Genomic DNA, 21139 nt, shown 5'->3' on the forward strand with positions numbered 1-21139 from the left:
ATGAGGGTTTTGATTGAGTTGGGCGTTGGGACAGCAGGCTGGGGGCAGACTAACCCTTGACTGCGCCCGCAGTCAGACCCTTGATCATCGGCTTCTGAAGTATGAGGAAGATAATGATCATCGGCAGGGTTGTCAGCACGGTGCCGGCCATCACCGGCGCCCAGTTGGTCACGCCTTCCGCGTCCTGCAAGCGGGTCAGGCCCACTGGAAGGGTGGCTGCGGCCGGTGTATCCGTAATGAGGAAGGGCCACAGGTATTGGTTCCACTCATTGACCACGGTGATGAGGACGAACGCAGACAGCGTTGGCCACGACATCGGCAGGACCACGCGGAACAAGGTGGTGAAGAATCCTGCCCCGTCCATGCGAGCGGCCTCGAGAATTTCCGGGGGCAATGACTGGAAGTGATTGCGCATGAGGAAGGCACCAAACGCCACGCCTGCCAGCGGGATGATGACGCCGGCGTAGGTGTCTCTCCAACCCCACGACGCAACCAGCGAGTAGTTCGAAATAATGGTGATCTGGTTGGGCACCATCAGCGAGGCGATGATGAGCAGGAACAGCAGATTTCGGCCGGGGAAGCGAATGAATGCGAAGGCATAGGCGGTCAGAACGCCAAGGACTACTTCCACCACCGTCAGGATCAGAGTGATGATGACGGAGTTTTTAAGGTAGCTCGAAAATCCAGAGGTCTGCCAGACGTAGGAATAGTTTTCCGCCTTGAAAGGATTGGGCCAGAAGGAAATCGGATCCGAGTACACATCTTGGAAAGACTTGAAGCTGGTGATGAAGATGAAGTACAGCGGCACCAAAATCATCAGAACCGTAAGAACGAGGGCGATGTAGCCGACGACCTTCGTTGCTGGGTGGCTGTGATCGATGGGCTCGCCTTTGCGCTTGCGCTGGGCCTCGGTAATGACGGGCGCTGCGAGGGACTGGGATCCAGGAACCGGCGGCAGTTCGCCTTGAGCTTGTGGGAGACCTACCTGGACGGAAGCCGGAATTGCGCGACGGTCAGACATTTACTTATCCATCCTTTCCTGCAACCTGATCTGCAGCACCGTAATGACAAGCACGACAAGGAACATGATGGTGGCCACAGCAGCGCCATAGCCAGCGCGATTGTTGATGAAAGTCTCCTGATACACCTGGAAGACCATCGTGGAAGTACCGTAGCCAAACGGTCCACCACCGGTCATCGCATTGATGATGTCGAAGACCTGGAAGGAATTAAGCAGCACAGTAATCAGCAGGAAGAAAGTGGTGCCGCGAAGCTGCGGCAGAACCACGCGGAAGAAGTGCCGCGCGGCCGGGGTGCCGTCGATCTCCGAGGCTTCATCAAGATCACGGCGGCGGCCCTGCAAGGCTGCAAGATAGATGACGAAGACGTAGCCGACGTTCTTCCACACATACGTCACCGTGATCATGAACAGTGCCCAGTTCTGCTGCTGGTAAAAGTTGGGCACCTCAACCCCGATAAGGCCCAAAAAATATTGGATGAGGCCGTAGTTAGGATCGAAGACGAACTGGAACGCCACGCCAATGGCCGCGCCAGCGATGACGTAGGGAGCAAAGACCATCGAGCGCACCGCCGCGCGACCAAACAGCTTTTGGTCCAGCAACAATGCCAGCGCTAGCCCCAGAACCATCGAACCGGCCACCGCGAAGAAGGTGAACACGACAGTGTTGAACACGACGCGCCCAGTATCCGGTGCCTGGAACCAGTCGATGTAGTTCTGCAGGCCGACGAAGGTCATCGTCGGCGAGGAAATATTCCAGTTGAAGAAAGAGATGCGGATGTTATCGACTAGTGGTCGATACGTGAAAAGAATGAGAAGGAGAAGGTTCGGGCCAATGAGCAATGCCGCGAGGCCGATCTGTCTCCAGTCGAGCTTTTGCTTGCGTGGGTGACGCGCGTACTCTTCGGAGACGACCGGCTTCTCGGTGACTGCGGGGATCGCAGTCATGTGCCCGTTTGCCGGGTTGGATATTGCCATGCAGAGAAAGCTAGACCAAGACGGTTAACAGAAAGTTGACGAAAAGTTTTGGCCGGACAAACAACCGACAAATTTCAGGGGTGTAGCCCGCAAAAGCCCCTTATAAGCGTGCCGCACGTCACAAATGCGACGGCTATAAACGTCCGGTCACACGTCGCTAAAAAGAGTGACGCCACTACTTTTATAGCTAGACCTTTTAGACTCATGAGCGACACCAATGCAGACCTGGTTTAACGCTAATTAGCTGCGCGAAAGCACTTCTAGAGCCAGCTCCGGCAGGTCGGTTGCCATGAGCTCTACCCCGTTATCGCGGCACCACGCCATGTCCTTGGGCAGGTTCACCGTCCACACGTAGGTCGGGCATTCAACCCCACCAAAGAAGTCGGCTTCACTCCGCGCCTGGCGAATGGAAGGCCCGAAACCCGTCGCGCCCTCACGGGACTGCGGAAGCCCCTCTTCCGGCTCTAGGAGCAAAAAGGATTGCAGGGACGGCAGCAGGTTTCGGAACCGGGCAATTGCTTCGGGATTAAAGGAAATGAGGCTAAACCGTGGGTCGGCATCGAGCCGTCGGTTACGCAAGACCTCCGCTACCGATTCCTCAAGCCGTGCGCCAAATGGGGACGGATGTTTAGTCTCAATGAGTAGCTGCTTGCCCGGATAGGACTCGACGAGGTCGAGCAATTCGTCGAGACGCATGATGCGTTGCGGATCCTCAGTGGTGCCCACATTAAGTGCGCGCAGCTCCTTCAGCGTCATATCACCTACTGCACCGCTGCCGTCTGATGTCCTGTCCACCGTCTGATCGTGGATGACCACGACTTCCCCGTCCTTGGTCAGGTTGACGTCGCACTCCACTCCAGCCACATCGAGTTTGAGGGCTTCGTCGAAGGAACGGTGGGTATTCTCCGGGTACCAGCCGTTATAGCCTCGGTGTGCGATAATTCCTGTGTGGTCTGACATGCTTTTCCTCCGGGCTGCGAGGTGGGTTGTGATGGTGGCGCCCAGTGTAGACCGCGCTAACGGCGCCCGCCGCGGTGGCGATGTGTTGCCACAACGTGGACCGCGTCCAACATGCCTAAGGTAAGCAACGCCTCACGTAATGCAAACTGGAAGGTCCACAGACGGCGGAACACGTGGTCAAAGCCAGCGGCCGCTGCCTCACGTAGGCGGCCATCGAAGAAACTGCGCTGATAGCGCACGGTTTCCAGATAGTGCGTACCCACGTGGGTTTGCGCAACGATGCGCAGGTTAGAGCGCTTATCAAAAAGTTGGTAGGTTTCCTCTAGCGTCGGATAATCCAAGCCTGGCCAGATATAGGCGCGCATGACCTGCACTGCTGAACGCGCAGACGGGGTCATCTTAGTGGTTGCGAACAAGGAGAATAAGCCCACGCGGCCGCCATTGATAAGAGAACGATCAAGCACCTGCACAAAGCGGCGGCGCTCCCGCGGTGAAAGCGTCTCTAATTTCTCCACGCTCACGATGGCGTCATACCTACCACGCCACTGTTTCGGATCCGGCAGCGCGGTATCGATTGCTTGCACATGCACCGAATCGGCAGCGCCTTCGAGGAGAAGCTGTTCGTCGAAAAGCGCACGCTGATCCTCATCTCCCGTAAGAACATCCACCGTCGCACGGCGAGCCACTGCCTGCACCGCCACCTGCAAACCCGTAGCAGGATAAACCAGCAGGTGGGTACCGGCACCCGTATGGGTAGCGTCAAGGAGCCATTGCGCAGCCCGGCGCTGCGCATCTCCCAGATCCTCACGGTCGGTTGAAGTAGGTTCGCTCACCGTCGTCACATCGACAAAATGCTCCTTCGGTTCCTTGCGGCCCGCATGAGCGCTATAGCTACGCACCGCTTCGCGCACTGTCGTTGGCACACCGCTAGCAAAAATGCCTCCCGAGTGGCTCAAAGAATCCCCGGCATAAAGCTTCACCACATCCAGCGGCAACTCCCCCGGCGTGGACTCTTCCACCGCCACATCCTTCGCTTTCGGGCGGTAGCCCACTCCCAGCAGGCGCAGCAGCACCTTGACCAAGCGATCAGAATCAGGGGTGGTCCACTCACCCGCCATATAGGACTCTGCGAGGCCGAGCCAGCCGGAATCGGCGATGCGGGAGAAGAGGGCGTCGTGAAGCACTGCAATATCGGGGTCGTTTCCTTCTAAGTCCACCCCTGCCTTGGCACAGGCCTGCGCAAACTCCGCTTCCGCACGCCCAGCAGTAAAACGCAGCAGACGCGAGGACGGTACCGAGGCCACGCCCGGCCACGCCTCAGCATCAATCGAAGCCAAGTGGGAATACACGCTTAAGCCCGCCTCCTCATCGCACACATGTCCCGATAAGAATAAAGCGCCCCCGCCCACAAGGGGTGGAGGCGCGGCCCAAAAAGCCAGTTAATCCCCCAAATAGTATGCATGTACGGCTAGAAGGGTTTAGACTAGCTCGCGTAAAAATTTCTAGCTTTCTTCAGGAAGGTACACAATCGCTATGGCGCACACTCCCCACCGTCCAGCTAACGGCCGCCACCACGTCGTTGTTATCGGTGCAGGCTTCGGAGGCATCAATGCCGTGAAGAAGCTCAAGGACGCAGACGTTGAGATCACCCTCATCGACAAGAAGAACCACCACCTCTTCCAGCCGATGCTCTACCAAGTAGCCACCGGTGTTATCTCCGCCGGTGAGATCGCTCCGTCCACGCGCCAGATTTTGCGCAACCAGGACAATGCTCACTTCATCAACGGTGAGGTCACTGACATCAACATCAAGGACCAGACCGTTACCGCTGAACTCGACGGCGCAACCCGCACCTACGAGTACGATTCCCTCATCGTCGCCGCCGGTGCTGGTCAGTCCTACTTCGGAAACGACCACTTTGCCCAGTACGCACCGGGCATGAAGACGCTGGATGATGCCCTTGAGATTCGCTCCCGCATCATTTCTGCTTTTGAGAAGGCAGAGCTGGAAGAAGATCCTGCCAAGCGTGAGAAGCTGCTCACCTTCGTCATCGTGGGTGCTGGCCCGACCGGTGTGGAGCTCACCGGCCAGATTGCTGAGTTGGCACAGCGTACCTTCGCCGGGGCTTACTCCAACTTCGGTTCCACCTCTGCCAAGATTTACCTGCTCGATGGTGCCCCGCAGGTTCTGCCTCCGTTTGGCAAGCGCCTCGGCCGCAAGGCACAGCGCGTTCTGGAGAAGCTGGGCGTCGACGTCCGCCTCAACGCCATGGTGACCGACGTGACCGAGGATGCCGTGACCTACAAGAACATGAAGACCGAGGAAGAGGTCACGATCGAGGCCGCCACCAAGATCTGGTCCGCCGGTGTAGCTGCTTCCCCGCTGGGCAAGCTCATCGCAGACCAGGCTGGTGTGGAAGCTGACCGTGCTGGCCGTGTTGCCGTTAACGAGGACCTCACCGTCGGCGAGTACAAGAACGTCTACATCGTTGGTGACATGATCTCCCTCAACCGCCTGCCGGGTGTAGCTCAGGTGGCCATCCAGGGTGGTAACCACGTGGGCAAGCTCATCGAGGCCAAGATCGATGAGGAGTCCACCGCGAACGAGTCCGAGGCTTTCGACTACTTCGACAAGGGCTCCATGGCAGTTATTTCCCGCTTCAACGCTGTGGTCAAGCTGGGCAAGACCGAGTTCACTGGTTTCCCGGCGTGGCTGTCGTGGCTGGGCCTGCACATCTCCTACATCGTGGGCTTCCGCAGCCGTGTGCTCGTGGCCCTGCACTGGCTGCTCAACGCTGTATCGCGTGACCGCGGCAACCTGGAGATTACCCAGCAGCAGCGCGTTGCCCGCAATGTGATTGACCGCGACCTTCACTAAAGAACGTCGCGTCACCGTGGGGAGAGGAGATAATCCTCTCCCCTTTTTTCATTCCCAGATACGGTGGAGAGTGCACCCAGTTCCCAGCCTGAAGGAGAGCCACCATGCCCCTGCCCCGCGTCCTAAGCATCGCCGGTACTGATCCCACAGGTGGCGCAGGTATTCATGCAGATCTAAAATCCTTCGAAGCTGCCGGGGCGTACGGAATGGCCGTGGTGACAGCGCTGGTAGCGCAGAACACGCAGGGCGTGCGCAGTATCCACATCCCTCCGGTCAATTTCCTTCAGGAACAGTTGGATTGTGTGAAAGACGATGTGCTTATCGACGCCATCAAGATCGGCATGCTCGGCTCCGTCGCCATCACCGAAACGGTCAGCGAGTTCGTGTCCTCATTGCCGGATGGGGTTCCGGTGGTGTGCGACCCAGTCATGATTGCCTCTAGTGGGGATCGGCTCTTGGAGCCAGCGGCAGAACGCGCGATACAAGAGCTCGCGCGTCGAGCCACCGTCGTCACACCAAACCTGCCAGAACTTGCAGTGCTTGCAGACGTGGAGGAACCGCGCACGCTGGAAGAGGCGATTGCGGTGGCGAGCGAGTGGGCGGCCACCAATGGCACGTGGGTCGTGGTCAAAGGAGGTCACCTCAACGGCAAGCACGCCGATAACGCCACGGTAAGCCCCGATGGCCACGTCACCCGCGTGCCCTGCCCCCGCGTGGAGACGAAGAACACGCACGGCACCGGCTGCTCCCTTTCTTCAGCACTTGCCGCGCGCTTAGCTGCCGGCGATACGCTTGACGCCGCCCTTCAGTGGGCCACTGAGTGGATTCACGAGGCTATCGCGCATGCAGACGAGCTTCACGTTGGCAAGGGCCACGGCCCTATCGACCATGGACACCGCATGCGCCGCCTCGCTTTATCCGAGTAAGTCCGCGCCGGGGCGAGTCAGTACCGCGACGAGAAACGTCGAGTTGTCCTTGAACACCTTCATGTCCCATGAGGAGAAGGTGAAATCCACGCGGTAACCAACCGCTCCGGCCAGGGCGAGAAACTCCTCAAAGCCCCAGCCGCGGCCTTCACCAAAGCCGACGACGAAACGCCCGCCTGGGCGAAGAGCGTCGAAGACGTTGCGCAGGGCAGCGTCCCTACCTTCAGGGTCAATGAACGTCATGACATTGCCCGCTGCCACGGCGATGTCAAAATTATCCTCTGGGATGTCATCTTCGGAGAGATCCCCCACCTCCCAGCGTGCCTCCGGATAGTCGTGTTCGGCATGCTCGATAAGAACTGGATCGACGTCCACGCCCACGACAGTGTGTCCACGTTTAGCCAGCTCACCGCCGAGGCGCCCAGAGCCACAGCCCGCATCAAGGACGCGGGAGTTTCGCTCCACCATGGCATCGATTAGCCGGGCTTCGCCGTCGATATCCTTACCCTGGGCTCGAAGCGTCTTCCATTTCCGCGCAAAATTGTGGGAATGGGCCGGGTTAGCTGCGGTAACTTCTTTCCAGGTAGGCATAAAAGCAATTATATGCCCTTTCACGGTGTAAGCTTTAGCCGCTCAGATAAAACTCGCCGGGGGAAGCTTGCCTCCCGGGCTCACATCACGCGAAGGAGGCTGTCACCGATGCCGAACGTACCGTCGCCATTTAGGCCACGTAAAAAGAGTGCTCCTCCCAGTTCCTCCGCTTCCTTCTCCGTGCCAGCCGAGCGCGCCATCGAGCATTGCCGCGTTTTCGTCGACGGTGAGGCCCTGCCCGGTGAGTACACCCCGCACAGCGCCCTGCAGACCGTCGAGGAGTATGGGCGTGGCTTCGTGTGGGTCGGCCTGCACGAACCGCTGGAGTCCCAGATGACCAAGGTGGCCTCCGAGTTTCGCATTCACGAGCTCATCGTGGAAGACGTCGTCCAAGCTCACCAGCGCCCGAAGCTGGAGCGCTATGACGACCAGCTCTTCGTCGTCGCGCGTTCCGTGAACTACCGTGACCACGACGAGGTGACTGATAAGCGCCAAATCATTTCCACCGGTGAGGTGCAGATGATTATTGGTGATACCTTCATCATCACCGTGCGCCACTCGGCCAAGCTTCCCAACTTGGCCTACGTGGTGCAGGATGAACAGGACCTCGTGGAACAGGGGCCGGTGGCCATGGCCTGGAAGATTCTGGACATGATGGTGGACCGCTACTCCGAAATTTGCCGTCTCATCGCCATTGAGGTCGACGAGCTCGAGGAGGAAGTCTTTACGCCCAACTCATTGCCCAACATTGACCGTATCTACATGTTTAAGCGCGAGATTCTCGAGATGAAGCACGCCATCGACCCGCTCTCGCCAGCACTGCGCGCGATGAACTCCGACCACAAGGATCTTATTTCCAAGACGATCCGTTCCTATCTCCGTGACGTTAACGACCATGAGCTGGTGGTCAAAGACCAGGTAGCGGGCTTTGATGAGCGCTTAACCTCGCTTATCGACGCCTCCGTGGCCAAAGTCACCATGCAGCAGAACTCTGACATGCGCACTATCTCCGCGGTGGTCGGCATGTGGGCAGCTCCCACGCTCGTCGCTGGTATCTATGGCATGAACTTCGATGTCATGCCCGAGCTCCATTTCGCGTGGGGCTACTTCGGCGCACTGGGACTCATGGTGTTAGTGGTCGCGGCCATGTGGTGGTGGTTCCGGCGCAACCACTGGCTGTAGCGTTTGCCGCTTATTGCACCACCATCGTTCGCAGCGTGGAGGCAGCCAGCAGCACATCACCCTGGCTAATCTTGACCTCCCACAGCTGTGTGCGGCGGCCCTTGTAGAGCGGCGTGGCGACAGCCGAGACGATTCCTTCTGACACGGGCTTGAGGAAATCTGTGTTGTTGTTGACACCGACGACCGGCTTGCCTGCCGCAATGAGGCTGCCGACGGATGCTGTGGACTCCGTAATTGTGCAGTACAAGCCACCATTAGCCACTCCCCACGGCTGGTGGTGGTCCGGAACGACCTCGACCTCAGAGCGGATTTCATCGCCGGAAATGTACGTATAACGTAGACCGATTAGTCCTGCTAGGCCCTGCGGGTTGGAGTTAATGAGGTCGAGCTCTTCCTCGTTAAGCGGGCGATTCTGCGCCGCGCCGAGGAGCTTTACAAAGATTTCAGCGTGTTCCATGCCACACCAGAGTAGTCGATTTTGGTGACGTAAGATGGTCAACATGACTCAAACTGCTGGAAAGACAGATCTTGCTCAGATTGGTGTCGTGGGTTTGGCCGTGATGGGCTCCAACCTGGCACGCAACTTTGCCCGCAATGGCAACACGGTAGCGGTGTATAACCGCAGCCCAGAGAAGACCCGAGCGCTTATCGAAAACCACGGCGACGAGGGAAACTTTATCCCGTCCGAATCCATTGAGGATTTCGTTACCTCGCTAGAGCGTCCGCGTAAGGCCATCATCATGGTGCAGGCCGGCACGGCGACTGACGCCGTCATCTCTCAGCTGACTGAGGCTATGGATGAAGGCGACATCATCATCGACGGTGGAAACGCACTGTTTACTGACACGATCCGTCGCGAGAAGGAAGTCGCTGACAAGGGCCGTCACTTTGTAGGCGCGGGTATCTCCGGTGGTGAAGAGGGTGCCCTCAACGGTCCCTCCATCATGCCGGGTGGTCCCGCCGAGTCGTGGGAGACGCTTGGCCCCATCCTCGAATCCATCGCAGCAAACGTCGACGGCACGCCGTGCGTAACTCACATCGGCCCCGATGGTGCTGGCCACTTTGTCAAGATGGTGCACAACGGCATTGAGTACGCCGATATGCAGGTCATTGGAGAGGCCTACCAGCTGCTGCGTTACGGCGCAGGCATGGAACCTGCGGAGATCGCAGAGACCTTTAAGGAATGGAACTCCGGTGACTTGGATTCCTACCTCATTGAGATCACCGCCGAGGTCCTAGCACAGAAGGATCCGGAGACGGGTGCCCCGCTGGTCGACGTCATCGTGGACGCCGCCGGTCAAAAGGGCACCGGCCGCTGGACCGCCATCAATGGCCTCGAGCTCGGTGTGCCCATTACCGGCATTGCTGAGTCTGTCTTTGCCCGCGCCTTGTCCTCCTCCACTGCACAGCGTTCGGCTGCACAGGAGGGCCAGCTGCCATCCGGCACTATCAAGGAACTAGACGTGGATAAGGCCGAATTCATCGAGGATGTGCGCCGCGCACTATATGCTGCCAAGCTCATCGCTTACTCCCAAGGCTTTGATGAAATCAAGGCTGGCTCTGAAGAATTCGGCTGGGACGTCGATCCGCGTGATCTGGCCACCATCTGGCGCGGTGGCTGCATCATTCGCGCCAAGTTCCTCGACCGCATTCGCGAGGCCTACGACAAGAACGCTGACCTCCCAGCTCTCATTTTGGATCCCTACTTCAAGGCTGAACTGGAGGACCTTATCGATCCGTGGCGTCGAGTCGTTGTCGCCGCCACTCAGCTCGGCCTTCCGGCTCCAGTCTTCGCTTCCTCCCTGTCCTACTATGACAGCCTTCGTGCTGAGCGCCTGCCGGCTGCTTTGATTCAGGGTCAGCGTGACTTCTTTGGTGCCCACACCTTCAAGCGCGTGGACCGCGAAGGCACCTTCCACATCGAGTGGTCAGGGGATCGCTCCCTCACCGAGTACTAATTGCCGAGTACTAAGCTCAAACGCTGTGGGAAAAGGCCTCTCGACGTCATTGCGAGAGGCCTTTGCGCACTACTGTGTACTGCGCAGCCACTAGCGGCCGACGCTATTTTCGATCACGCTCTACGATTCCCGCGTCAATAAGTGGTTGGCGCAGAAGGACTTCGCTTGTAGTCGAGATGTATTCGATGGCGGCCGTCTCCCCGGCAAGAACTTCAGACATGACGTACTCTTTCTCGCCCTCATACGAGTTGTAAATCATAAAGAGCATCGACCCACGAGTTGTTTTCACTTCGTTGGCTGTACCGACGATATCGACCGTATCGGCCAGCGACTCGAACTTTTCCTTGTGTTCCCTGCCTGGTTTGGCTGCGGCAGCAATCGCATCCGTGTTTCTGGTGTAGTTAGCCATGAGTTCACCATCTTCGCCGAAGAAACAGGTGATAGTAGGCACCATGCCACTAGAGAAGAATCCTTGGTCATCGGGTTTGCCGAAGAACGATGCTCCCTGAACACATGTGTCGCTCAACCCCGCCAATTCTTCCGGAACAGGTGCCTCCTTCAGGTCTCCATCGCGGATCTTCTCGGCTTCCTCAATGGATAGTGAGTGGTCGAAGTAGTCGTCCGGCAAGCCTTCTAGCGGTGCAAGCGGTGCGGCTTCTACCTGCGTGGGTTTCTCATCATCAGCGGAGTCTTTTTCAGTTGTATCTGCAGCGTCATCCGAGGCCAGCACTGTTGATTGCGCAGTCGCCTTCGCTTCAGTTGCTGACTCCGGTGTGGGAGCGGGTCTGCCATCATCCTCGTTGTTGACAAGCTCCCGAACTAGGAAGAACCCAACGCCAAGAAGAAGGAGCATCGCGATAATGACGGCAAGAAGAATCCATACCGCTGCCGATGAGGACTTCTTCTGCGGCTCAGCAAAGGCGGGGTCTGCCTGGGCGCCGGCGCCATACGGCCCTGCCTGATGGTTTCCATATGGGGCGCCCTGCTGCATCCCATATTGTTGAGCCCCATTCGGTCCGGAATGATTGAACTGCTGTGTGGGTTGTTGTGGATTCTGTGGTCCCTGCTGGAAGTGCGAGCCATTGTGGGGTTGCGTCATGGTTGCAAATTAGCAAAGTCTCGCCGAGTGCTCCCGGGAAACTGACAGGTCATGGGTGCTAATCCCCGCCTGTCATCAGTCATCCACACTGAGACTGCTAGGCGTCGATGAAAGGTGGGCCCGGAGTGCTGTCGAGAATTCCGGCATCGACGAGCCTCTGCATACAGTCGTAGTCAAAGCCTGTTATATCTTCAGTGAGCAGCATGAGGTACTCAATCACGGCTTCTCCGTTAGCCAGAACCTCAACTATCACCAGATCAGAGTCCTGTATATAGCCGGCAATGGTAGAGCCGCGCGCAGTAGAAAAGTCCACTATCGATTCCTGCAGCCCCATGCTCTCCGCAGCAGCAATGGCTTCCTTGTTCTCGGTGTATTGCGCGGTGAATTCGCTATCATCACCAAACATGCACTCCACGGTCGGCACCCAGTGTGCATCGCGGCCATCGTCGTCAGATTGACCAAAGTAGGATGTGCCTTCATAGCAGTCAGACGTAAGGTCTGAGAGTGCGGAAGGTACCGGTGCATCTCCCGCAGAATCGCGGAGGGTATTGATGTCATCCACATCAATGGTCCGGTCCCAATAGCCATCATCAGCTGGCGTTAACGACTCCGCCCCATTGTGGTTCCCACTGACGCTACTGGTGGCCTCTTTTAAGGCCTGGAAGGCGACGAAGAGAGACAATCCGAGTACGAGCACCACAGCTCCAATCACTCCGAGAATAGTCCATAGCGTCTTCTTTGAGCCGCCATTTTTCTGCGGTGGCCGCTGTGCAGATGGTGATTGCTGCATTCCTGGAGCAATGTCTAGTGGTTGCTGAAACTGCCCTTGTCCACGTTGCTGACTACCAGGGATCGCTGTACCGTGTTGACCGTATCCGGCCCCTTGAGGTTGCATGGGGCGCGGCGCGCCAACCTGAGGACCAGGAGCAAAACCACGCGGCGACTGTTGAGAGCGAGAGGAGTTTCCGTGAGGGTTTGTCATGGCCTTAGAGTAACAGAGACCTTGGTCACAAATTTCGCATAATTGCAGGCCACGGGGATCCTTCCCCTTCTACCGACGGTAGGTCACGACGTGGTTTCTGAATCCCTAGGCAGGGCATTAAACTTTGGAAGCGATGACTACTTTTGCCGATCTCGGCCTTCCCCGCGACGTCGTCCGTGTCCTTGATAAACAGGGCATCACGACCCCCTTCCCCATCCAAGCCGCTGCGATTCCTGACGCTCTTGCAGGAAAAGATGTGCTCGGTCGTGGCCCGACGGGTTCGGGCAAGACTTTCACCTTTGGGCTTCCTATGCTCACCCGTTTAGCGGAGTCCGGTGTCTCCCGTCCCGCCCATCCGCGTGGATTGGTGCTAGCGCCTACGCGTGAGCTAGCTATCCAAATTCAGCAGCGATTAGAAGAACCCGCCGCTGCATTGGGGCTGCGTGTTCTAGCTGTCGTTGGTGGCGTCAATATCAACAACCACATTCGCTCGCTCGCGCGTCCGGTTGACCTGCTTGTCGCTACGCCGGGTCGCGCGCAGGACCTCATTGACCAAGGCCACCTATTCTTCGACCACGTCGCCATCACGGCGCTCGATGAAGCTGATCAGATGGCCGACATGGGCTTCCTCCCCCAGGTGCGAAAGCTCCTTGAGCTCACGCCGTCAGATGGCCAGCGTTTGCTTTTTTCTGCAACTCTCGACGGTGAAGTCAACAAACTTGTCAATCAGTTCCTGCAGGACCCGGTTACCCACTCCACAGCACCAATCGAGGCCGCCGTGGACACCATGAAACACCACCTTATCTTTATCGGCACTCGCGAGGCACGCAACGATGTAGTCCTGCGTCTAGGCGCACGCAAAGGCAAGACGATCATGTTTATGCGCACCAAGCATGGAGTTGACCGGCAAGCAAAGAAGCTGCGCCGCGTCGGCATCAATGCCCTGCCGCTGCATGGAGATAAGGGCCAAGGCTCCCGCACCGCAGCAATCGAAGGCTTCGCTGACGGCAGCGTCCCCGTCCTCGTTGCCACGGATATCGCCGCGCGCGGCATCGACATCGCGGATGTGTCGCTCGTCGTCCACGTCGACCCGCCTGCGGAACACAAGGCCTACCTACACCGCTCCGGACGCACGGCACGTGGCGGTGATTCTGGCACCGTCGTTACCCTAGTGACCGATGAGCAGCGCGATGAGGTGGCCAAGCTCATCCAGAAGGCTGGGGTTAACCACACGGACCTCGACATTAGTGACCGCGCCAACCCCGCCAGCAGCCCCGAACTCGCGCAGATGACCGGAGCGCGCAAGCCCACCGGTGAGCCGCTTGGTCCGCCACACCAGCAACCAGCGAAGAACAAGCCGAAGGGCGAGGCCCACAAGCATTCTTCGCGTCAGCGCTCGGGTAACCAAGGCCACCGCAGTCGCGGCCGAAACCAACGCCGCCGACGCGGCAACGCAGGTCAGCGATGATACTGCAGCCTACAGACTGGCAGGCGAAGATGAGCGCCCATGAGGCGGCGGCTGACGAATACCTCTCGCGCTACCGCCACCCTGGCTCCTACCACCCTGTTTACGATTTTCTTTTCGAGTACTACCCCGTGCGCCCCTCGCATTTGCGGCGCTGGCACCCAGGCATTGGTGTCACACTGGCCGGCGACGAAGTCCCCCACGCTGAGTGGCGGTTCTATCATCGCACCACTGAGGGAATCACGCTTGATACCGAGGCTTTCCTCGAAAGTCGCGGGGGCACGGTGCGTTACGTCCTCGAGTTGCTCGAGAAGACTACGCGCAACCCTATCCAATTCGATTGTTTTGGTCTCCACGAGTGGGCGATGGTGTACCACACGGATTCTCCGCGCCATGATTTGCCACTGCGGCTGGGTGCGGAGGGAACGAACAAGGTCGTCGACAGTCACCGCATCAAATGCACTCACTACGACGCCTTTCGCTTCTTCACCGCTCCTGCCCGCCCTCTCAACCTCACAGTCCTTACACGTGATGACCAGCCGGATCACGACCAAGCCGGTTGCGTCCACGCAACGATGGATTTGTACAAATGGGCATGGAAATTGGGGCCGTTGATACCCGGTGAACTTTTCCTTGATACCTTCCGCCTGGCCGTCGCTGCTCGGACACTAGATATGGAAGCATCGCCCTATGACTGCCGTGAGTGGGGCTTTGGCGTTGTGCCAATTGAAACTCCCGAGGGTAAGTCCGAATATGTGCGCCGACAGCGTGCGCTGTCCGACGCCGCAGCACCCCTCCGCGCACGGCTTGTCTCCCAAATTCGCGCCGTGCTCCCCGCTACAATGAAGAACCATTGATGTGACCAGTCGGGACACACTCTGCTGTCCCGAGGTTCCCACCACGGCCCCAGCGCGGAAGGAAAAAGATGGCCCGGCACTCGGATGGAAAGAACAACTACTCATTTGCACCGTGGGTCATCATTGTGGCCATCCTTGCAGTTCTGGCGCTGATTGTTGGTGGAATTTTCCTCGTCCGCAGCGGCACGTCGGATTCCGCCGACAACGTAGCTGCGGAAACTTCCGTTGAATCTACATCCGCGGCCGACTCCGAGAACGAATCCACCGCTCAAGTAACGACTTCCACGTCGGAGACGTCCACAGAGGCCACCTCCTCCGAGGCGGCACCGGAATCTGAAGCCGCATCCTCGTCGGCGGCGACCAGCTCTGAAGACAAAGCCGCCGATGCTGTTGCCGAAGTCGCTCCGAATACGCTGTTCCTTCTTGATACCTCCGAAAACCTTGCCCCCTATTTCGATGCCGTAAGCCAGGGGGTCGCCGATGCCGCGACGGCTGCCGGCGCTGAAGGCAGCCAGGTGGGCCTGTGGAACTATTCCTCCCCTATCTCCGCCACGGCCACGGTAGGTTACCGTCCAAACGTGGCCTACGGACCCGCTGACAACGTGGCCCAAGCCGTTCAGTTGTTCGGCACCGGTGGCGTGCCGCAAACGCGCAGCGCAGTCGTTGCCGCGCTGGGAAACGCTTCTGACCAAGTCGCAGAAAGCGGTAAGGACACCCGCGTCGTTCTCGTCACTACTGGAACCCAACAAGACATGGATGACGCCACATTTGCCGAGGCCGTCCAGAACGCGCGGGCCGAGGGCGTGAGCTTGAGCGTGGTCCATATTGGCAACGGCGAGAAGGATGCTGAACTAGAGAAGCATGCTGATTCCTATAGTTCGGTCTCGGATCCTTCAGATGCCACTGCAAACAAGAAGAGCATCAAGGCCGCGGCTGGCGCACAGTAGTCAGCCGGTAGACAGCCCCGCGGTTGGATTCGCGCTGTCCAGCCCCCCAAGCAAGCACGAAGCCACCGCACTTTCCCAAGGCACTGACGTGAGCAGCAGTGCCGGGAAGGTGCGGCGGCAATCTTAAAAGTAAAGCAGACCTTAGGAGGACTTGCGCTTGCGGCGGGCAGCGAGCTCGTCGAGGCCGACGACAATGTCGGTCTCATCCTCCTCAACAATGCGTTCTGCCGGGAAGGACGTAATGGTTCCGGAAAGCTCCTTGAGGATACCCGGCACCGCGATGCCGAAGACGCCCTGACCACCGGCGAGGAGGTCAATAACTTCGTCGTTGGAGCGGCACTCATAAACCGTAGTGCCATCAGAGACTAGGGTGAGCTCAGCAAGGTCATTCACGCCGCGGTCACGCAGGGATTCAACGGCCAAGCGGATGTTCTGCAGAGAAATGCCCGTATCGAGAAGCCGCTTGACAATCTTGAGGACGAGGACGTCCTTGAAGGAGTACAGACGCTGGGACCCGGAACCACGGGCGGTTCGGATGGAGGGCTTCACCAGATCGGTACGCGCCCAGTAGTCCAGCTGGCGGTAGGTAATGCCAGCCACTTGGCACGCGATGGGCACGCGGTAGCCCAGCTCCTCGTCCGGGCCGATATCAAACAGGGACTCTTGGACGTAGCTGCCCGGTTCGTCGTAGTCCAGCGCAGCGCCGGTCTCAAGCTCAAAGGTTTCGGTGTGAAGGTCTTTACTGCTCACGTAATTACTCCAGTGATGTTTGAAGGGAGTTCTAGTTGTCTATTAAAGGGCACGTCGTTGACCACGTCAAGAGCGCATCGACGTTAACCTCTAGTAGAACTTTAGACTTTTTCTACCACATTGTCACCATAAGTCACACGCGTGTCATTAAAAAATTCTCCGACGCTACGAAAAAAGCGCCCACGAAGGGGCGCGCAGGTTCTGTGTCTGCGGTAGGAATCTAGTCCTTTCCTTCAGACTGGTCATCACCAAGCAAGTCTTCTTCGGAGATACCGGAATCACGCATCATCTGCTCGAAATCATCATCGTCCCGGCTCGTGCGTTGAGCTAGTCGCTCCTGAAACTCCCGCACCCGCTTTTGTGGGAACGTCTCCGGCGATGCTGCATCGCGCTCAAGGCCGTAGTACTCCTTCAGGTCCTCATCACTAATGTAGATAGCTACCTCCTCGAGCACGTCTTTCTCGAAAGTAATGGGTACCCCGTAATGATCTGCCAGGACAAGAGCATCACACATCCGAGCATCATGTTCTTCTCCCCTACCATCGATGAGATCCACCATGAAGGCACCTTTGCGGTACTCGGAGACACAGATCTCTTCGATACCATCGAGCTCATCCGCAAAAGCGATGAGAAGTTCGTACGTGCTGGGACGAGCGTTGAAATGTCGCTCCAGCATCTGGAGAACACGCGCCCCGTCAATGGGTGACACCCATACGGGCACGTGGCGGTCGGCTTCCTCCCAGTAAAACAAAGCGCAGAGATTATTTTCGGGGCCGACGGGATGGATACCTAAAAATTTCAATACTTCAGAATTCATGGTCTCCACTCTCCCACACTTTTGGCAATGGTAACTGATGCACCAGTTCGGATAGACGTGCCCGAGAGGAATCTACGGTAAAAATTCGTCGCGCAGCTCGGTCTTGACCAACGTGCTGTGCAGGGACAGAACGAGCGCTGCCATCTGCTGAGAAAGCTCTTCTGCTTGCTGCGGGGCGGTATCGGACTTGGAGTGCGCTACTGGCGCGGCAACTTGTGAAATAAGGTCCGCTTGCCGGCGAGCAGCATTGCGCAGGGACTTAAGCTGGCGAGCGTCGAAGCCAAAGGACTCCAGCGCCACGGCAGCTGAAGCAATCGATACATCGTCGGTATCGAAAAAGCCCGCCGAATCCGGCTTGATAAGCCCCACCGCAACGAGACCGGCAATCTCTTCCTGGGTGGTGCCAGCTTGGTCAGCCACGTCGGCGTCAGTAAGCCGATTGACCACCGGCGCGCGCAGCTGTCCAGCGCTGATAAGGGCCTCAGCCTGCGAAGACACAATCGCAGTAACCTGGCCAGAGTCCATTGCCTCCAGCTGCTCGCGGATGACCTTAAGCGGCGTGTAGTTATCGCGCTGCGCTGTCAAAATATAGCGCAGGCGGTCCAAGTCCTTCTGGTAGTAGCGGCGGTAGCCTTTGGGCGTGCGCTCAGGGGTGATAAGGCCCTCAGACTCAAGGAAGCGAATCTTTGACACCGTGACATCAGGGAACTGCTTCTGCAGGTGCTTCAGCGTCACGCCGATAGACATCGGCTTCTGCTTGGCGGCCTTGGGCTTCCTAGCGACAGTGGACGCTGCCGCTGCGGTGGAGTTCTGGGAGCTCACGATGGGAACTACTTCTGCTTTCTACACGGTCTGGACATCACAGAGGGGGCGGGGAGAAACCTCCCTCAGCCCTCCGCACGGTGTGGACTTACTTAGCGGCGATGAAGACCAGACGGAACTTACCAATCTGGATCTCGTCGCCCACCTCGAGCACCTGCGCGTTACGCGGCTCGCGGTTGACGTAGGTGCCGTTGAGCGATCCGACGTCCACAACCTCAAACTGGCCGTCCTGGGCACGGAACTCGGCGTGGCGACGGGAGACGGTGACATCATCAAGGAAGATGTCAGCCTCTGGGTGGCGGCCAGCGGTGGTTGTCGGCTGATCCAGCAGGAAACGTGCGCCAGCGTTAGGGCCACGCTTGACGACGAGCAGCGCCTGCCCCTCAGCTAGGTTCTCAGCACCAGCGACGGAAGCGTCAGAGCTTGCCGACGCACCGCTTTCCATCTCCTTGAGAAGATCGGCGCGGAAGACAGAAGTAGTCTCTGCCTGCGGTTCCGGCGTTCCGGTGTTCTCGCTCATTTTTACCTCCGAAGGGTCGGATCGATATTGACTAAATCCATAGTAGCGACTCCACTGCCCTCGCGAGCCACCACCAGAGAAATTATATTAACGGAAAATATTTCCAATGCCCTTGAGCACCGAGTTTCCGCCTCCTGCCAGTGGATTATCAGACACCATGTAGGTCCACGTCGCACTCGGGCGGGAAAGACCGTGGTCCTCCAAATGGGCGCCATCAGAATCGATCACTACAGTGTTGAACGTCTCAACAGCATCATCCACTGCGCGTTGGGCTAAGTCCTTGAACTCGCGAACGGCGATACGGTGATACTCATCGATGGGGGTTTCACGCGCAATGGCACGCAGGTGGATGGACTCGCGAACATCGTCCATAAGCTCGAGGTGATCTGCCCAGGATAGATCCAGGTGGTAAAGCATAATCTCCCGGGCGGCGCGCTCGCGGGCGTCTTGGGGGACGTCGGCAAGCTCGGCGGCCCGCTGCGGGGCGCGCTCGGCTAATTCTTCCCACGCTTGGGAGGTATCGAGAAGCTTGGCACGGCGCTCATCGATGATGATGCGCTGGTCCGCAAGCAGCTGATTGTACTTCCAGGTCTGCGCGTGAATCTCAAGCAGTTGCCCCTCGGTCACGCGCTGGCAGTGCGCCACGAAATCGCTCACTCGCTTGGACTCGATGCGGCCGTCAGCATCCGGGCGTGCGGACAGGGACTCATCCTCTCCTCCCTGCTGGACCACATCATCCTCAAGGGAGACGAAGAACACGGACATCCCAGGGTCGCCCTGCCGTCCGGCGCGGCCGCGTAGCTGGTTGTCCAAACGCGACGAGCGGTGACGGGAGGTGCCCAGCACTGCGAGACCTCCTTTCTCTACCACCACATCACGGTCGGCCTCATCGGCACCACCCAATTTGATGTCGGTACCACGACCAGCCATTTGGGTAGAGACGGTGACCCTCCCCAGGTCGCCGGCCTCAGCCACAATACGAGCCTCATCCTCATCGTTTTTGGCATTGAGCACGCTCACCTCAATGCCGCGTTGCCTCAGTGCTTCGGCGAGATCCTCAGACTCGGCCACATCATGCGTGCCCACGAGCACCGGCTGACCAGTGGCATTAAGGGCAGCGATTTCTTCAACGATGGCCTTCGATTTGTCATCAATAGTCGCATAAATCCGGTCAGCCTCGTCGAAGCGCTGCAGCTCCTTATTTCGATCGATAACGGAGACATGCAGGTCATAGAATTGGCGCAGCTGGTCAGTGGCTTCAACGGCCGTACCCGTCATCCCGCACACCAAGGGGTAGCGCCGCATCAGTTCCTGCAGGGTAATGGTGTCGAGGATGCGGCCCCCTTCAGAAACCTCAAGGCCTTCCTTCGCTTCCACGGCTGCTTGGAGGCCATCGGGCCAGCGCTGTAGGTCGGCAACGCGGCCCCGGGAGGCGTCGATAAGCTGCAGCTTGCCATCCGTAATGATGTAGTGGATATCGCGGATAAGCAGAGCCTTTGCGTGCAAAGCCAAGTTGACCTTGACCAACACCGAGCCAATGTTCTCTTCGGAGTACAGCGAATCAATGCCTAGTTCCCGCTCGACGCGCGCAGCACCGTCATCGGTGAGCGCCACCGTGCGCCCATCTTCCGCGATGACGTAATCCTGGTCTTCGCGCAGGCGGGACACCACATTGGTGATATGACCGGTCGACTCTTCGCCGGGGCGATTGCCGGCCAGAACAAGGGGAACCAGGGCCTCATCGACTAGTACAGAGTCTGCTTCATCGACGAGCGCAACGTCGGCGCGGGCCTGAACGGTTTGCTCACGGGAGGTGATCTGATTATCGCGCAGCACATCGAAGCCCAACTCATTAACCGGGGCATAAATAATGTCAGCGCGGTATGCCTCGCGCCGCTCATCAGGTCCCAGCTTTTCCGTCACGGAGGCGACCGTAAGGCCAAAGAACTCCACGAGCGGGCGCATCCACTCGGCGTCACGGGCGGCCAGATAATTGTTCACCGTCACCACGTGCACGCGTTTGCCGGTCAGGGCAAAGCCGGTAGCTGCCATAGCACCGACCAGTGTCTTGCCCTCACCGGTTGCCATTTGGATGACATCCCCCTCCAACAGCCGGAGCACCGCCTGGGATTGCACGTTAAAGGGGCGCATGCCAAGCTTGCGTTCACTCGCTACGGCCAAGGCAGCGAGGAACTGCGACTTATCCGCAATCGCGCCATCTTTGACGCACGAGCGGGCAGCGGCAGCCACGGAGGCGTCATCGAGTGCCCCAACGTCCTCTGCCGCGGAATCCGCAGCTGCTACCACAGCCTTGGACTTCTTGTTGTTGCGCTCGGACTGCGCACCCATCGCCTTCCAGAACCAATCGAATGCGCCCATGTGCACTCCTC

General features: G+C 58.4%; 20 protein-coding genes. 7 read left to right on the plus strand and 13 right to left on the minus strand.

The features are described 5' to 3' along the window. Positions 1-49: 49 nt before the first annotated feature. The 4 genes from I6J26_RS00180 to I6J26_RS00195 all read right to left on the minus strand — a co-directional run bounded on the left by I6J26_RS00180 (position 50) and on the right by I6J26_RS00195 (position 4305). The gene (locus I6J26_RS00180; protein ID WP_115022168.1) at positions 50-1021 is read right to left on the minus strand and encodes a carbohydrate ABC transporter permease; all 972 of its coding nucleotides are present in this window, start codon (positions 1019-1021) and stop codon (positions 50-52) included. Then, positions 1022-1996 carry a carbohydrate ABC transporter permease gene (locus tag I6J26_RS00185; RefSeq protein WP_239121801.1) on the minus strand — a complete coding sequence of 325 codons (975 nt, stop codon included), beginning with the start codon at positions 1994-1996 and terminating at the stop codon, positions 1022-1024. A 240-nt stretch (positions 1997-2236) separates the two neighbouring features. Continuing rightward, entirely contained in the window at positions 2237-2956 is a 720-nt protein-coding gene (locus tag I6J26_RS00190; protein ID WP_115022173.1) for a glycerophosphodiester phosphodiesterase, read from the minus strand. A gap of 56 nt (positions 2957-3012) precedes the next feature. Beyond that, positions 3013-4305, minus strand: a complete 1293-nt coding sequence (locus tag I6J26_RS00195; RefSeq protein ID WP_115022176.1) for a class I SAM-dependent methyltransferase — start codon at positions 4303-4305, stop codon at positions 3013-3015. A 184-nt stretch (positions 4306-4489) separates the two neighbouring features. Here I6J26_RS00195 and I6J26_RS00200 point away from each other — a divergent pair, with 184 nt between their 5' ends. Together I6J26_RS00200 and thiD are read left to right on the plus strand one after the other, a co-directional pair. Then, positions 4490-5833, plus strand: coding sequence for an NAD(P)/FAD-dependent oxidoreductase (locus I6J26_RS00200; protein WP_115022178.1), 1344 nt, complete (start codon positions 4490-4492; stop codon positions 5831-5833). Between the two features lie 104 nt (positions 5834-5937). Beyond that, a complete protein-coding gene (gene thiD / locus I6J26_RS00205) occupies positions 5938-6759 on the plus strand; it encodes a bifunctional hydroxymethylpyrimidine kinase/phosphomethylpyrimidine kinase (RefSeq protein ID WP_115022180.1) in 822 nt (273 codons plus the stop codon). Here the strand turns inward: thiD and I6J26_RS00210 are convergent. Further along, the gene (locus I6J26_RS00210) at positions 6748-7350 is read right to left on the minus strand and encodes a class I SAM-dependent methyltransferase (RefSeq protein ID WP_115022183.1); all 603 of its coding nucleotides are present in this window, start codon (positions 7348-7350) and stop codon (positions 6748-6750) included. The two genes, thiD and I6J26_RS00210, sit on opposite strands and share 12 nt — an antisense overlap. Before the next feature lie 108 nt (positions 7351-7458). Here I6J26_RS00210 and corA point away from each other — a divergent pair, with 108 nt between their 5' ends. Next, positions 7459-8532, plus strand: coding sequence for a magnesium/cobalt transporter CorA (gene corA, locus I6J26_RS00215; protein ID WP_115022186.1), 1074 nt, complete (start codon positions 7459-7461; stop codon positions 8530-8532). Between the two features lie 10 nt (positions 8533-8542). Here corA and I6J26_RS00220 read toward each other — a convergent pair whose 3' ends face one another. Further along, on the minus strand, positions 8543-8989 hold the full coding sequence (locus tag I6J26_RS00220; protein WP_115022188.1) for a PaaI family thioesterase: 447 nt from the start codon (positions 8987-8989) through the stop codon (positions 8543-8545). Between the two features lie 43 nt (positions 8990-9032). On the opposite strand from I6J26_RS00220, the gene gndA reads away from it, so the two are divergent. Then, positions 9033-10490, plus strand: coding sequence for an NADP-dependent phosphogluconate dehydrogenase (gene gndA / locus I6J26_RS00225; protein WP_115022191.1), 1458 nt, complete (start codon positions 9033-9035; stop codon positions 10488-10490). A gap of 103 nt (positions 10491-10593) precedes the next feature. On the opposite strand, the gene I6J26_RS00230 is transcribed toward gndA, so the two are convergent. Together I6J26_RS00230 and I6J26_RS00235 are read right to left on the minus strand one after the other, a co-directional pair. Further along, positions 10594-11589 (minus strand): hypothetical protein, encoded by a 996-nt coding sequence (locus I6J26_RS00230; RefSeq protein WP_147279335.1) that lies wholly within the window; start codon positions 11587-11589, stop codon positions 10594-10596. A 97-nt stretch (positions 11590-11686) separates the two neighbouring features. Further along, entirely contained in the window at positions 11687-12301 is a 615-nt protein-coding gene (locus tag I6J26_RS00235) for a hypothetical protein (protein WP_115022196.1), read from the minus strand. Positions 12302-12704: 403 nt separating this feature from the next. Between I6J26_RS00235 and I6J26_RS00240 the strand changes: the two genes are divergently transcribed. The 3 genes from I6J26_RS00240 (at position 12705) to I6J26_RS00250 (ending at position 15840) form a co-directional block, all read left to right on the plus strand. Further along, entirely contained in the window at positions 12705-14039 is a 1335-nt protein-coding gene (locus tag I6J26_RS00240; RefSeq protein WP_115022200.1) for a DEAD/DEAH box helicase, read from the plus strand. Continuing rightward, on the plus strand, positions 14036-14893 hold the full coding sequence (locus I6J26_RS00245) for a 3-methyladenine DNA glycosylase (RefSeq protein WP_115022202.1): 858 nt from the start codon (positions 14036-14038) through the stop codon (positions 14891-14893). The genes I6J26_RS00240 and I6J26_RS00245 overlap by 4 nt, the downstream gene beginning before the upstream one ends. A 68-nt stretch (positions 14894-14961) precedes the next feature. Further along, positions 14962-15840, plus strand: a complete 879-nt coding sequence (locus tag I6J26_RS00250) for a vWA domain-containing protein (protein WP_115022204.1) — start codon at positions 14962-14964, stop codon at positions 15838-15840. 141 nt (positions 15841-15981) lie between these two features. Here I6J26_RS00250 and I6J26_RS00255 read toward each other — a convergent pair whose 3' ends face one another. The 5 genes from I6J26_RS00255 to secA2 form a co-directional block, all read right to left on the minus strand. Further along, positions 15982-16536, minus strand: coding sequence for a MerR family transcriptional regulator (locus I6J26_RS00255; RefSeq protein ID WP_115024343.1), 555 nt, complete (start codon positions 16534-16536; stop codon positions 15982-15984). Positions 16537-16810: 274 nt separating this feature from the next. Then, positions 16811-17407: a bifunctional nuclease family protein gene (locus tag I6J26_RS00260; protein WP_115022206.1), complete on the minus strand. Its 597-nt coding sequence runs from the start codon at positions 17405-17407 to the stop codon at positions 16811-16813. Between the two features lie 72 nt (positions 17408-17479). Then, a complete protein-coding gene (locus tag I6J26_RS00265; protein WP_395858315.1) occupies positions 17480-18154 on the minus strand; it encodes a MerR family transcriptional regulator in 675 nt (224 codons plus the stop codon). 163 nt (positions 18155-18317) lie between these two features. Continuing rightward, positions 18318-18749 carry an oxoglutarate dehydrogenase inhibitor Odhl gene (odhI, locus tag I6J26_RS00270; protein ID WP_039675438.1) on the minus strand — a complete coding sequence of 144 codons (432 nt, stop codon included), beginning with the start codon at positions 18747-18749 and terminating at the stop codon, positions 18318-18320. Positions 18750-18836: 87 nt separating this feature from the next. After that, positions 18837-21128, minus strand: a complete 2292-nt coding sequence (secA2, locus tag I6J26_RS00275) for an accessory Sec system translocase SecA2 (protein ID WP_115022211.1) — start codon at positions 21126-21128, stop codon at positions 18837-18839. Positions 21129-21139 lie beyond the last annotated feature (11 nt).

The sequence above is a fragment of the Corynebacterium minutissimum genome, from assembly GCF_016889765.1.
Lineage (GTDB): Bacteria > Actinomycetota > Actinomycetes > Mycobacteriales > Mycobacteriaceae > Corynebacterium > Corynebacterium minutissimum_B.